Origin of the sequence: Levilactobacillus angrenensis (genome assembly GCF_003946085.1) — a bacterium.
GTDB lineage: Bacteria > Bacillota > Bacilli > Lactobacillales > Lactobacillaceae > Levilactobacillus > Levilactobacillus angrenensis.
This window is the reverse complement of sequence record NZ_RHOB01000011.1, coordinates 100214-114889: the sequence shown is the minus strand read 5'-3', so window position 1 is coordinate 114889 and position 14676 is coordinate 100214. Positions and strand designations below refer to the sequence as shown.

10 protein-coding genes are annotated in these 14676 nt (G+C 53.0%); all 10 read right to left on the bottom strand.

The annotated features are described in order from the left end of the window. Positions 1–441: 441 nt before the first annotated feature. The 10 genes from dusB to mfd all read right to left on the bottom strand — a co-directional run bounded on the left by dusB (position 442) and on the right by mfd (position 14672). Positions 442–1458, bottom strand: coding sequence for a tRNA dihydrouridine synthase DusB (gene dusB / locus EKM83_RS08355; RefSeq protein ID WP_125576374.1), 1017 nt, complete (start codon positions 1456–1458; stop codon positions 442–444). An 11-nt stretch (positions 1459–1469) separates the two neighbouring features. Beyond that, the gene (gene hslO / locus EKM83_RS08350) at positions 1470–2357 is read right to left on the bottom strand and encodes an Hsp33 family molecular chaperone HslO (RefSeq protein ID WP_125576371.1); all 888 of its coding nucleotides are present in this window, start codon (positions 2355–2357) and stop codon (positions 1470–1472) included. A 334-nt stretch (positions 2358–2691) separates the two neighbouring features. Then, on the bottom strand, positions 2692–4800 hold the full coding sequence (gene ftsH / locus EKM83_RS08345) for an ATP-dependent zinc metalloprotease FtsH (protein ID WP_125576369.1): 2109 nt from the start codon (positions 4798–4800) through the stop codon (positions 2692–2694). A gap of 107 nt (positions 4801–4907) precedes the next feature. Next, positions 4908–5450, bottom strand: coding sequence for a hypoxanthine phosphoribosyltransferase (gene hpt, locus EKM83_RS08340; protein WP_125576367.1), 543 nt, complete (start codon positions 5448–5450; stop codon positions 4908–4910). 16 nt (positions 5451–5466) lie between these two features. Further along, entirely contained in the window at positions 5467–6834 is a 1368-nt protein-coding gene (tilS, locus tag EKM83_RS08335) for a tRNA lysidine(34) synthetase TilS (RefSeq protein ID WP_125576365.1), read from the bottom strand. A 64-nt stretch (positions 6835–6898) separates the two neighbouring features. Beyond that, a complete protein-coding gene (locus EKM83_RS08330) occupies positions 6899–7450 on the bottom strand; it encodes a S1 domain-containing RNA-binding protein (RefSeq protein ID WP_125576363.1) in 552 nt (183 codons plus the stop codon). Positions 7451–7755: 305 nt separating this feature from the next. Continuing rightward, positions 7756–8163: an FtsB family cell division protein gene (locus tag EKM83_RS08325; RefSeq protein ID WP_125576361.1), complete on the bottom strand. Its 408-nt coding sequence runs from the start codon at positions 8161–8163 to the stop codon at positions 7756–7758. Positions 8164–8790: 627 nt separating this feature from the next. Then, positions 8791–9063 carry an RNA-binding S4 domain-containing protein gene (locus EKM83_RS08320; protein ID WP_164505629.1) on the bottom strand — a complete coding sequence of 91 codons (273 nt, stop codon included), beginning with the start codon at positions 9061–9063 and terminating at the stop codon, positions 8791–8793. A 1-nt stretch (position 9064) separates the two neighbouring features. Then, a complete protein-coding gene (locus tag EKM83_RS08315) occupies positions 9065–10645 on the bottom strand; it encodes a polysaccharide biosynthesis protein (RefSeq protein ID WP_125576357.1) in 1581 nt (526 codons plus the stop codon). Between the two features lie 478 nt (positions 10646–11123). Continuing rightward, positions 11124–14672, bottom strand: a complete 3549-nt coding sequence (gene mfd, locus EKM83_RS08310) for a transcription-repair coupling factor (protein ID WP_125576355.1) — start codon at positions 14670–14672, stop codon at positions 11124–11126. Positions 14673–14676 lie beyond the last annotated feature (4 nt).

Here is a 14676-nt window from a genome sequence, read left to right as displayed (position 1 = left end):
ATTGACTTCGCAAATATTGTTTGGGTTTGATACCAAGTATCAAACCGCCCTACACATATTTGGTTTGTCGAAACAATGTTCAGTTTTCAAAGGTCTACCAAGTTATCAGAGAAGCAATCGCTCCGTGACAACTTTTAAAGTATATCATGTCGTTTAAAACGTGTCAACAACTTTTTAAATTTAATTTGAATATTTATTCAATATTCAAATCCTTTAATCAAGCCGTCACGCGTCGTGACAACATAAATCATTGTATCAGTTACGTTTTAACTCGTCAAGCATAAATTCAAATTTGTATGACTATTCATAAAATTGTTCTTTATGCATTGCTTGCGTTAATCAGCAACAGGTAATATCTTATCAATTATCTGCACCCCGGTCAAGCGAATTTTCAGAATAATTCAAAAAAGGTGAGATCAGCTGACCTCACCTACCGAATACCTATTGATCTGTAAAGCGTCGTACTGGCGCTCGTTGGCTACGTGCCGCCATTTTGGCTAGAAAATCATCCAGAATGGTGACCATTACTGCTTCTTCAGTAGCATCGGTCAAGGCCACCTTGGTTCGGGCCGCATGGGGAATCCCCTTTAGGTAGTAAGCCACCTGATTGCGAAAATCACGAGGTCCCTCTACCGGTCCCTTAGCCAGACAGAGTTTATGCAAGTGCTCTTTGGCCGTCGCGATTTTTTCTGCGGGCGTGGGCTCCGGCAAAAGGTCTCCCGTCGCTAGGTACTGGTTGATCCGTTGTAGTAGCCACGGATTCCCCATGACCGCACGGCCCACCATCACCGCATCAGCGCCCACTTCATCCAGCATCCGTTTGGCATCCTGGGGCGTGCGCGCATCCCCGTTCCCCATAAACGGAATCGTTAACTGCCGGGCAACCTGCGCCAAGATATCCCAATCTGCTTGGCCCTGATACATCTGCTTACGTGTTCGACCGTGCATTGCAATGGCACTCGCACCAGCACTCTCCGCAGCTAAGGCATTTTCTACTGCAAAGACGTGATGGGCATCCCAGCCCGTCCGCATCTTTACTGTGACCGGTTTGTCCACCGCTGCAACGACAGCCGCCACCATGTCATGAACCTTCTGTGGATCTAATAGCCATTTGGCCCCCGCATCCGTGTTCACGACCTTATTGACTGGACACCCCATATTGATGTCGATAATGTCCGCATTGGTCTGCTGATCCACATACTGCGCTGCCTGAACCAAAGTCTCCTGCGTCCCACCAAAAATCTGAATACTCATGGGGTGCTCGTGGGTGTCCACCGCCATCATCTTTAGGGTGCGCTGATTGTGATAGTGGATTCCTTGCCCTGAGATCATCTCACAGGTCACCAGCCCCGCGCCAAACTCCTTGCAGATTCGGCGAAAAGCCACGTTGGTGACCCCCGCCATGGGCGCAACGACCACGCGGTTCGGAATTTCGACGTTACCAATTTTCCAAGACATGGCCGTCCCCCTTACTTGGCTTGGGCCTTGGCGAGAATTTGCCGCAACTCGTCTTCAGAGTATTCATACTTGGTCCCGCAAAAATGACAAACGGCTTCCGCACCATGGTCTTGGTCAATCATCTCTTGGATGGCGGCCGGTTGAATGGCAGCCAGGGACTTGGCAAACCGTTCCTTGGAACAGTCACACTTGAAGGCTACTGGCATCTTTTGTAAAATCTGAATCTTTTCGTCCTTGAACAACAATTGAAGGATTTCTTCAGGTGTTTGCCCGTCCAATAATAGTTCTGAGACCATTGGCATTTCCTTTAACCGTTGTTCCAACCGAGAAATGGCCTCGTCAGACGCTCCTGGCATGGTTTGGATCATGAAACCGCCGGCTACCTTGACCGTATTATTCGGTTGAACGAAGACTGATACGCCAACAGCACTGGGAATTTGTTCTGACTTCGCCAAGTAATAGGTAAAGTCTTCGCCCAGTTCACCAGAGATCAATGGCACTTGGCCGGTATATGGCTGGCCCAAGCCCTGGTCCTTGGTGACCGTCAGCATCCCGTTGACCCCGACAGCCTTCTTAACATCGATCTTATGCTTCTCATTCAACGGCAGGCTCACGTGAGGGTATTGCAAATAGCCCTTGACCGTCCCGTTAGCGTTACCGTCCGCCACGATGGCCCCGACTGGTCCGTGACCATTGACCTTGACCGTTAAGTTCTCCTCACCCTTCAACAGTGAGGTCGACAGGAGCATCGTCCCAATTAACGTCCGCCCTAATGCAGCGGTTGCCGCACTCCAAGTGTCGTGACGTTGTTGCGCCTCAGCTACGGTCTCGGTCGCGTCGACCACGTAGGCCCGGAACATCCCATCATCAATCAAACTTTTTACTAAATAATCTGCCATTCTTGTAAACGTCCTTTCGTGTCTTTTCACCATGCCCTACCTTACCAGAAACCACCGCTTTTGCAAATAGTAACGATCTGTCCATGTCATGGCACTGGCCATCTTATTGTTCGCTAACTACCCGACTGGTTAATCGCAGCAGTCATCGCCAGCACACCGGCCAGTGACTGACGACACGGATTCCCCTTAAGCCACCCCTATCCGCGACAAATGCCAGGCTAACCTCGGTTCGGCGCAATCCTATCCATCCCTGCTTTAACAATGCGCCACGGCTTCGCCAGTACCTTAAATGCCAAACAAAAAGAGCGAGATGCAGGTCTCGCCCTTCGTGTGATTATTCAGAATGATCAGTGTCATCGTGTGAATCATCTGCTGCCGAACTTGCCGCTGAATCAGCCGCTGAGGACTGGTTTTGGGCTGCGGACGAAGCTAATTTGGCTTCCGTAGAAGCTTGTCGTTGAGCTTCGCGCCGTTCTAATTCGCGCTTAGATTCTTCAAACGTTGCCGCCTTTTCGCTTGGAAATTCGTCATTGCTGTCCTTTTCAGGCATCTTCCCAGTGTTAAACAGGCTGAGAATTTGCTTTTCGTCCAGCGTTTCGTATTTCAGCAAGGCATCCGCAATAATCTTGTGTTCTGCTTTGTGTTCTTCCAGAATCTTCCGGGCAGTATCGTGCGCTTCCCCGATGATCCGGCGAACTTCGCTATCAATTAAGTTAGCCGTATGTTCTGAGTAACTTGGTTGGCCTGGGTATCCGGCACCAGCGAATGGCTGGCCGCCAGCACTTTCCAGTGCAACCGTCCCTAAGGCGTCACTCATCCCATATTGGGTAACCATGGAACGGGCAATTTGCGTTGCCTGCTCAAAGTCATTAGAGGCCCCGGATGATTCGGAGTGGAAGATTAACTCTTCGGCCGTCCGACCACCCATTAAGCCGGCAATCTGTTCCATGGCATCCTTCTTAGACATCAGCATTTGGTCTTCCCGTGGGAGCATGATTGCGTACCCACCGGCTCGGCCACGAGGGACAATCGTTACCTTGTGGACCACGCGGGCGTCATTTAAGACTAACCCCACGATGGTGTGCCCAGCTTCGTGGTACGCCACCGTCTTGCGTTCCTCAGGACTGATGACCCGGTCCTTCTTAGCTGGCCCAGCGATAACCCGGTCTTCAGCTTCGTCTAAGTCGGAAGCATCGATCTGCGTCTTATTCCGCCGTGCCGCCAATAAGGCCGCTTCGTTCAAGAGGTTTTCCAAATCAGCCCCGACAAAGCCAGGGGTTTGCTTGGAAATTTCCTTTAAGTCAACGTCATTAGCTAATGGCTTGTTCTTGGCGTGAACCTTCAGAATCGCTTCACGACCCTTAACGTCTGGCCGACCAACTAAAATCTTCCGGTCAAACCGGCCTGGCCGTAGCAAGGCTGGGTCCAACACGTCTGAACGGTTGGTAGCGGCCATCACGATGACGCCTTCGCTCCCAGTAAACCCGTCCATTTCGACCAGCAATTGGTTCAACGTTTGTTCACGTTCATCGTGGCCACCGCCCATGCCGGCACCCCGTTGACGACCAACCGCATCGATTTCATCAATAAAGATGATGGAAGGTGCGGCCTTCTTGGCCTGTTCAAACAGATCCCGGACACGACTGGCCCCGACACCAACGAACATTTCCACGAAATCTGACCCAGAAATCGAGAAGAATGGCACAGCGGCTTCACCAGCCACGGCCTTCGCTAGCAACGTTTTACCAGTACCAGGTGGGCCCTCAAGTAAGACCCCAGATGGGATCCGGGCACCTAATGAAACAAACTTACGCGGATTCTTCAAGAACTCGACGACTTCGACCAGTTCTTGCTTTTCCTCCTCCTCACCAGCAACGTCAGCAAAGCGAACCTTGTTTTCTTTGCTATCGGCTGGTTTGGCCTTGCTCTTCCCAAAGTTCATGACTCGGCCGTTGCCGCCACCTTGGCCGGCTTGACCCATCATCATGTAGAAGAAGAAGAAGAAAATCACTAGTGGCGCTACGTAGACTAACAAGTTAATCCAGAAGCCACTCGACTCTTCAGCTTTGGTGTTGACCTTTACGTTGTGACTCTTGGCGGTCTTGTCAATCTCGGAAACCGTCGAGTTATTCGTCAAGACTTGCGTGGTGAAGCTGGTCACAGCGGTACTTTGTGAACCGCCGAGACTGAAGCCAGTATTGGTCGTCCGTTTTTGGGCGTTCCGATACTCACCGGTAATCTTGTAAACTCCCCCGGAAGGTTGAATGGAGAAATTCTTGATCTTGTTCGCATTTAAATCCTTAACGAACTGACTCGATTGGATTTCTTGGGATTGTGAGCTGCTGTTATTTCCGTTAAATAAGTAAATAACACCAATGACCAACAAGAAGATCACAATGTAAAATAGACTATTACGAAACAGCCCATTTCGTCGATTATTCATGTCGTGCCTCCTTACCCACAGTTCCCAGCATTAAGATAGGAACAGAATTTAGGGCAAATGCCCCTTAACTAAATAAGATGTTATCACAATTGACTATCATTGACTAATTATTTATCTGAATAGACTGAAGGCTTCAGAACACCAACGTACGGAAGGTTCCGGTACTTTTCTTCATAGTCCAAACCATAGCCCACGACAAACTCGCTTGGCACGTTGAACCCAACGTAGTCCGCCTTGGCCTCAACCACGCGGCCACTGGGTTTGTCCATCAATGTGCAGACCTTAATGGACTTGGCTTGCCGATCCTTCAGCAGGTCTTCCAAATACTTCAATGTCCGACCGGTGTCGATAATGTCTTCAACTAACAAAATATCGCGACCAGCAACGTCGGTGTCCAGGTCCTTGAGTAACTTGATGGTCCCGGAAGAAGCCGTTCCGCCGTTATAACTGGAAACGTCAATAAAGTCAATCGTTGCGTAAATATCCATGTCGCGGATGACGTCGGTCATAAACAAGATGGCCCCCTTTAACACACAGATGATCAAGGGCGTCTTGTCTTTGTAATCCTCGGCGAGTTGCGTACCTAACCGTTTGCAAGCTGCGGCAATGTCTTCCTCACTGTAAAGGACCTTTAAAATATCGTTATTCATGCTGTTCCCCTTTCGCCTATTCATGTTTCCAAACAATATGATAGTTTTTTGTGTGCGGCCGTGGTGGGTAGACCGACCACTTCACACCCAACAGCGCGAGCACCTCGCCCGTCGCGGTGACTAAAACGACCTGATTTTTGCGGTCAAACTGGGGCACCTTAGCGTTGATCAACGCTCGGCGCACCAGCTGATGATGACCCGTTGCCAGTCGCAGTCGGTCACCCGATTGCCACGGTCGGACCATTAAGGGCAACTGGTCTGCGGTCAAAGCCACCGTTTCATGGGGGGTCAGTGCGAGTTGCTGTTCAGTTGTGAAGCACCCAATCTGCCAGCCGTTACCTACCGACCGCCATTGGTTTAAGTCTACCATAAATCTAAAATGTTCCACGGATTTTTCCCTGAATTTTTTCAGTTGTAAAAATTGAAAGCGGTCATACGTTTTAATGAATACCCAATCTTGACCAAATGCTACGGTCCCCGTGGGCCGCTGCGGATTGGCCAAGAGCTGCAAACATTCGCGCAAGTGTTCGGCGCTGACCGAGGTCCCAGGCGCACTGCGACTGATCAACCGGGCCAGTAATAACTGCTGTTCGGCGATTGGCACCGCCAGTAGCCGCGCCGTCTCACCGGTCACCGGTGCAGCGGTGGTCACGATTTGGGCCAACTGCTGATCTAGCGCTCGGTTGGCGACCGTCAACGTCGCCTGCAACTGCTGGGCGTACGCGTTCACGTGCGTCACGACCTGCGGGTTTTCCTGTTGCAGGCGCGGTAAAATCTCGTGGCGCACACGGTTGCGACTCGCGACCAGCGCTTGATTCGTGGCATCTTCATACCAGGGAATCTGCCGCTCACGCGCGTAAGCAATCAGCTGCGCCTTGGTAAAAGGCAACAACGGATGAATCACTTGTCCCGGTGCCAACGGCCGACTAGGCGCCATGCCCGTGAGTTGGTCCAGTTGCCCGCCACGCATGAGTTTCAACAGAATCGTTTCCGCCTGTTCATCGGCCTGGTGGGCGGTCGCCACCCACGCAGCCTGTTGACGTTGCAATTGCGTTTGAAAGAATTGGTAGCGAAACGCCCGGGCAGCCGCTTCAACGCCGTGGTCGGGATGGGCTGCAGTCGGCCAAACCGCCACTTCTAACGGCAGCTGATGTTCAGCACACCACCGGCGCAAAAAAGCTGCTTCGGTTTGACTTTGTTGGCGTAACTGGTGATTGACGTGGACCACCGTGATGGCTGGGCGCTCGCTCGCCGGCAGCTGCAAGATCAGTTGCAACAACACCATGGAGTCGACCCCAGTCGAGACGGCTACGAGCCCCCGTTGCTGGGAGTTGGCCCACCCATTTGCCCGCCAGTTTTGCTGGAAGGCTGTTTCTAGCGTCACCTGTCACACCCCCACTTCCGTTACCAAAAAGGGCCGCACGAATGCGGTCCTGATTAAAGGCAGTTTAACTGCGCCGGCCACCACGGCCACCACGCTTACCTTCAGTGTTACGTTTAATCGTTGCCAAGCGGTCCTCACTTTGCTTCAAGAACCCTGACATCAAGTCGTCGAAGCTTTCTTCATGTTTAGCCGAGTGATGACCCGAGAAACGACCATTCGCTGAACTGTGATGTGGCCGTGACCCGTTGTTTTCAAACCGCCGGCCGCCATGACCGTGGTTCTCACCACCGCGACCACCATTGCCGTGGAATTCACGGTTGCCACCATGATTGTTTTCACGATGTTCGTTGTGGTTATGATGTGGCCGTTCGGACGCCGGATGGTCCGTCGCCTTACGAATCGACAGCCCAATCTTCCCATCATTGCCCACGGTTAATACCTTAACCGTTACCTCGTCACCAACGGATAACACGTCATGGATATCCTTAACGTACCCGTCAGAAATTTCACTAATGTGCACCAGCCCGGTCTTGTGGTCACCTAAATCAACAAATGCACCAAAGTTCGTAATTCCGGAGACCTTTCCGGTAACTTTAGCTCCAACCTCGATTGCCATAAACAAGAAGTTCCTCCTTAAAATAAGTGCTTTCAGTATAACACAATTCTTCCCAATGCCACACGCCCAAACGAAAAAAATACAGCCCCTTGACCAACTTTTTTACGGCCGGTAAACCTTGTTAAATTAACTTTCAACCGAATTAGTCGCGTTGCTAAACGATTTCGCCAACAGGGTAAAACAGGCGCGTCTTGGCTGCCATCCGTTTGCCCCATCTGAGTGGGGTCGCTAGGCGTGAACCAGCTCAACATCGCCGTTTAGTAAAAAGAGCCTAGGAACCTAATCCCAGACTCTCACATCGTCGTTTATTTAGCCGTCACGTCACTGGCGTGATCCCCGGGGAGACTGTAAATCGTCTCACCGTTCTTGGAGTAATAGTACTTAGACCGAATTAATTGGCCCAAATAGTCTTTATCGTTCAGCTGCTTGATTTCAAGCTTCAGATCAGCATTCTTCGCCTTAGACTTAGCCAAGTGCTGTTTGCTGGTCGTGACCTGCTGATCGACCTGATGAAGGCTGGCGTTGCTGCGAATCAACTGGACACCCAGAATGATGGCAAATACCGCAAACACCACGAGAATCCGGGTTGCCCGCCGCACGCGCCGATGGCCCAGCCAGCGGGTATGGTGCACAACCGCCTGCTGGTGATCTAATTTCCGCGTATAATCGTTTTCCAGTCGTTTAATCTTTGCCGTCGGTTTCGCGTCCGCCATAGCCCTCACTCCTCAGTTTTCACCAGATAGTTTAACTTGAGTATAGCAAGTTTCAAATACCACGTCTACCGCCTTACGCACATTGTAAAACATTCGTCACATTCCGCGGTACTGCAACACTTACCGTTACTGTCCGCCTGCCGTTCGCCGCAACACTTGCCTACGGCTGTCAGAGGTTCCGCCTGCTATGGGGAACGCCTGCAGCCAAAGAGCGGGCTTCCGGCTCGCTTCGAAGCCTTGCCAGACCCGCAAGTCTCCGAAGTCGTCTCACGACCTAACCTGGCTAAAAACGCCAGCTAAGGTCGTCGTCACAGCTGGCTACACCTCTGGCCTCCTCCGGCAGATGGGCACAACTGTCCCCGTTGACCTAACTAACGTCAGTGGTGCTGACAACCGCTAACGTAGCCGAGAGTGAAGCCAAATATGGGCTCAGCCGTGGGAGTTGCCTTAGTGGCGCGGTTCATGCCACTTAGGCAACTGGCGTCTTTGAAACACCGGTCTGTGGTGGTTCAAAGCGAGGTGAAAGACCGTCTTTCAGGCTTTCACCGTCCGCCCACCGCGTTCCAGCCCATATTTGGCGAACGGTAGGCGGACAGTATGGTAAGTGCCGCCACCCACCAAAACCAGTTAGTTTTGGCGGAAATCTTGGGCGTACTCTTCCTTAACGATGGTGTACATCCGTTCTGCATCGTCTTTCTTCGTGGTCTCCAGGAGCTCGTCGACTTGGACCGTCAACGTCTTGTTCCCAAACTTGATGACCAGCTCATCCTTAGGGGCGACTTCAGTTGAAGACTTGGCTACCTTACCGTTGATTTCGATTCGGCCCTTGTCCGCAATTTCCTTGGCAACTGAGCGCCGCTTGATGATCCGTGAGACTTTTAAATATTTATCTAATCGCATATTAATTTCCTCCGTGTTGGCTTAGTTTCTGCCATAATCTTAACACTGTTTCTGCGTGGGGAATCGCCAACCACTCGCGCACGGTCAGCAACTGCCAGCTCAAGGCCAAGCTGAAGAAGATGATGACCCCCACTGGAATCGTGATCAACAGACCGGCCCCGGCCGCCAATCGGCCCGTGGCTAATGCCGGCCACCAGGCTTCCAGGAGCATGGCGGTCAGCCGGACTCCCGCGACCATCAGGATGGTACAGCCCAACAGCTTGCGAATGAACGCCTGTGACCAGACGCCGGCCCGCAATTCTTGCGCTGAACCGTACCAAATCACGATAAACATCACGGCCAGGCTCAACACCGTCAGCCAGCTGGCCCCGCTTGCACCAAAATGCACCACAGCCCAGCGGTTGGAAAGGCCTTTGACGATTAAGCCCGCCGTTAGTGCTAGAACGGTCAGTCGGTAGCTGTCCTGACTTTGCAACACACTATTGTACGTCTGAATCAACGTGGCCAAGATGATACCCAGCATGTAAACCGCCAGCATGACGGACCCCTGAGCGTCGCCAAATAACAGCCGGTTGATCCACGGCATCAGGCTGATCAGCCCCGCCGTAGCCGCACTAGCAATCACCAGCGCAATCCGCATCATCGTGGTCGTCAGCCGTTTAAAGGCTTGCGGTCGGCCCTGATGTTGCGCTTCACTCAAGGCTGGCAGTAGGGAGGTCGCAAAGGCCACCGCTACGACCAATCCTAGTTGTACCAACGGTTGGGCTCGGTCATAGACCCCCTTCAGACTTTTGGCGGCCAAATCACTCAGACCACCAGCCACCAGGCCATTTTTGACCGTAAAGGAATCGACCAACTGTAACAAGACCATCATGGCCGTTAGCAGACACAGCGTGCCCCCTTCGACCAACAATCGCCGGCCCAAATGGGGGACTCGCCAGCGCGTTGGCTGTGGCGGTTGCCGCCAACGGGGGAGCACCACTAACGCTGCCACCGCCGCAATCGTACCACCGCTGAGCGCCCACATCCCCATCCGGTAAACGGACCAGTCGTGACTCGTCGCCCAACCGGCCGCCACCAAAATCACCACGACCCGCACCAGCTGTTCGACGACTTGTGAGCGAGCAGTCGGCAACATTTGAAACTGGCCTTGATGATAGCCGCGGCCCACGGATAGCGCGGGCATCAGGAGAAACATCCACGCCACCATTTGAATCAATGGCGCCAGCTGACCATCCCCCATCCCCCGAGCAATGGCTGGCGCCCCCAGCATCAGGCCACCAAAGATGACCACTGCCAGGCCCCAGACCCACCGTGAGACTTGCCGCGCCACGGCTTGCTGGCTGGGCAGGTCCGGTGCTTCGGCAATTAATTTGGAAATAAAGACCGGCAACCCACTCAACGCAAAGGTCATCCCAATGCCGTAGAGCGGATAGACTTGTTGATACACATAAAACCCGGTGTTGCCGACCATATTTTGAAAGGGTACCCGATAGACCGCACTCAATAGTTTCGCAATAAACGCCGCGATTGAGAGAATCAAGGCCCCCTGCAAGGTCGTATTTACGTTGCGGTTACCCATTGGCACCCTCCTCGCTGAAATTTTCGTAGATTGGGCCGCCTGATTGCGAAGCGAAATTTCCCCTGGCAAGGGGGCGCTCCACTCAAGGCCACGATAGTTGTTCCTTCATCGGTAATGCCTAGTGTCATCTACCACGTATAGTTGCGAATCAAAAATCAGACCACTGCCTGCCCGTATCAAAGCAAGCACCACGCCATCGGTGACTCACCGTTGTGCCAGCAAACCACCGATGTCCCGCCACCAAATCAGCGTTCACAACACCCACCATCGTAGCCGATAGTTCACTAGAGATGAGTTCAGCTGTGGGAGTTCCCTTAACGACACGATTCACGTCGTTTAGGGAACTGACAAGTTGGAGACGTGGGCTACCGGCTCCAACTTGAGGCCCAAGACCGTCTTTTGGCTTGGGCCGGCGCCCTCAGCGTTCCAACTCATCTCTAGTGAACGGCAAGGCGGCCAGCGCCAACAATCTCGCCGACTACTTGTCCGTCGTCGCAGCATCGTCGTTTTTCGGCTTGGTGGTCACTTCCACGATATCGCGCAGGGCGGCTAGGAATTGGCGTACCTGAGGCAGCCAATCGTTGACCGTCATCTTAGGTTGGATGACCAGCTTAATGTGCAGCCGGTCGTCGTTGATGCTGACGGTCGCCTTGAGATCGGTAGCAGCCAACGCCTTGAAGACGTCCTCGCCGCCTAAAATATCGGTCCCCTGCTTGGAAATCGTGACGAAGACATCCCCGTTGACGCGGCGAATCTTATCGACTAACGCCAAATCAGCGGCTAGCTTCAATTGGCCAATCGTGAGTAATTGGCTCACGGCTTCTGGGTATTCGCCAAACCGGTCGATCAGGTCAGCTTGAATCTCATTGACCTCATCGTCACTTGCCAATTGACGAATCCGTTTGTACATTTCAATCTTCTGTTGTTCATCTTCAATGTAATCACTTGGCAGATAGGCCTCGACGCCCAGTTCGACCGTCGTATCGGTCTTCGGTTGCGTCTTTTGACCCCGTTTCTTAGCCACCGCTTCGCTCAACATTTGCGTGTACAAGTCATACCCGACGGAATTGATGAAGCCGTGTTGTTGTTTCCCAAGTAAATTACCGGCTCCCCGAATCGAGAGGTCCCGCATGGCAATCTTGAAGCCAGACCCCAGTTCAGTAAAGTCCTTGATGGCCTCCAGCCGTTTTTCACTGACCTCGGTCAACACCTTGTTTGGCTTGTACGTGAAGTACGCGTAGGCCACCCGATTACTCCGACCGATCCGGCCCCGCAGTTGATACAGCTGAGACAGTCCCATGCGGTCGGCGTTTTCGACAAATAGCGTGTTGGCGTTGGGAATATCGATCCCCGTTTCAATGATGGTCGTGGTGACCAGCACATCGTATTCGCCACGCAGGAAGTCAAAGAGCACGCCTTCCAGCTGTGCTTCCGTCATTTTGCCGTGAATGAAACCAACACGGGCTTCGGGGACCAGAGATTGGACCTGGCCCACAGTCTTTTCAATGTCTTCCACCCGGTTGTGCAGGTAGAAGACCTGACCGCCCCGTTGCATTTCCCGGCGAATCCCATCTTGAATGGCCCCCGCATTTTGTTCCATGACGTAGGTCTGGATGGGAAAACGGTTAGCTGGCGGCGTTTCAATCACGGAAAGGTCCCGCACGCCTAGCATTGACATGTGCAGGGTCCGCGGAATGGGCGTTGCGGTCAACGTCAGCACATCCACATTGGCCTTCAATTCCTTCAACCGTTCCTTATGCTTGACACCAAAGCGTTGTTCCTCATCGACCAACACCAGCCCCAGGTTCTTAAATTTCACGTCCTGTGACAACAACCGGTGCGTCCCGACCACGATGTCCAGTTGGCCGCTCTCCAGGTCCTTGATGGACTGGTGAATCTGCTTAGTCGTCCGGAACCGCGAGAACATTTCCACGTTGATGGGATAGCCTTCGAAACGGTTGACCATAGTGTCATAGTGTTGTTGCGCCAAAATCGTCGTGGGCACCAGGAAGGCGACCTGTTTGCCCGCTTCAACGGCCTTAAATGCCGCTCGCAAAGCCACTTCGGTCTTCCCATAACCCACATCACCGACTAGCAGCCGGTCCATTGGCCGCGGCTTTTCCATATCGTGCTTTACTTCTTCAATGGTCCGCAGTTGGTCGGGCGTCTCGGCATACGGAAAGTCATTTTCAAAATCCGTCTGCATGGCATCATCTGGCGGAAACGCAAAGCCCTTTTCGGCAGCCCGTTTCGCGTACAGATCGACCAATTCGTCAGCGATGTCTTCAATCTTAGCGGCAACCTTCCGCTTGGTCTTCGCCCACTCGGAGCCCCCCAGCTTGTTGATCTTGGGTTTCTTATCCTCGGAGGACACGTACTTTTGAATCAGGTTCAACTGAGTGACCGGGATAAAGAGTTGCGCGTTGTCTTGGTAATCGATGGTCATGTAATCTTGGTGCACGCCATCGACCGTCAGCGTCTGCATCCCGATGAACTTCCCAATCCCGTGGTTGACGTGCACGACGTAATCACCGGGCTTCAAGTCAGTGTAGCTCTTCAGCCGTTCGGCGTTGGCCATGTTTTGCCGCCGCGGCCGTTTCTTCGTAATCTTCTGAAACATCTCGGCTTCAGTGATGATCACCAAGTTGGCTTCTGGCAGTTCGAACCCCGTGTGGAGCCGTTCCGGAACCAATTGCGTCAGCTGCGGTTGGAGGTTCGCTGATTTGGTCAAGACGGCTTTGATTTCAAAGTCATCCAGTGTCTGTTCAATTTTTTCTAGCCGTTCCTCATCTTGGACCAAGAGGACCACCGTTTGTTTTTGCTTTTGCCAGCGGTCGATTTCAGTCTTCATGACGGGCAACTGGCCAAAGAATTGTTGCATGGCCCGCGTGGTCACGTTGGTGATGGCTTGGAACCGTAAGCTGCCCATCCCCTTTTGAAACAGGGCCAGCATGATCTGCGCGTGGTCGTCGCCCTTGACAATGGGCCGCAGCTCGCCGCCAAAGACCTGTTGTTCAAAGATTTGGTGGTGGCTCAATTTATCCGTCGCCCAGTTAGCCTCGTCTTCCAGCAACTGACGTTCGGCATCTTGGAGACGCGAATAGTCCCCGAACAAGGCCAATCCATCTGCGGGTAAGTAGTTCAACAGTTGGTGGTGTTCTGGGAATAAATAATCAGCAAACTCCATTAATTGTGGATCAACGGACCCCTTCTTCAAGCCGTCGATCAGCGGTTGCACCTGGTTGGTCAACGTTTCGGCTCCGTCCGCATCAAGCTTCGCTGCTTGTGCGGTCAACGCGGAACTCAAGGCCGTGGCCCCGGCAGTCCGTTCTGCGGCCGTTAAAATGAAATCGGTCGCGGGCAAGACTTCGACGTGCTCCGCGTTTTCAATACTCCGCTGCGTGGCCGGGTCGAAGTACCGCAGGGAATCGACCTCGGTGTCAAAGAAGTCCAGCCGGACCGGATAATCCGCCGCCAACGGGTAAATGTCCACGATGGACCCCCGCACGGCAAAGTCCCCGGGAGCCGCCACTAATTTTTGATGCGCATAGCCCATGGCAAACAGCTTCTGCTGGAGAGCCTCGAGATCGAACTCGTCGCCGACCTTGACCGTGAACCGCGCCGCCGCAAAGTTGGCCGGGGCTGGCAAGAACCGCCGCAGTCCCGACAATGCCGTGACGATAACGACGGGCCGGTCGCTTTGCAATGCCCGTAAGGCATCGATACGCGCCGACCGGTATTCTGGTGAACTCGTCGCCACTTCTGCTGCCAACAACTCTTCGACGGGAAACTCAAAGAGCTCGTCGTCTCGCAAGAGGTTCGCGAGGTCATCGACGAGTTGGCCAGCGTGATATAAGGTGTCGGTCACGTAGACGATCGACCGTTGTTGGTCATGGAGCAGGCTGGCAATGAACAGCGTTTCGGCGGAACCATTTAGCCCGGTCACCAGTTGCCGTTGTCCCGGCGCCAAGGTCCGCTTGATGTCTTTGTATTGCGCGGTCTGCGTCATAAATTCTTCTAAATTCACGCGA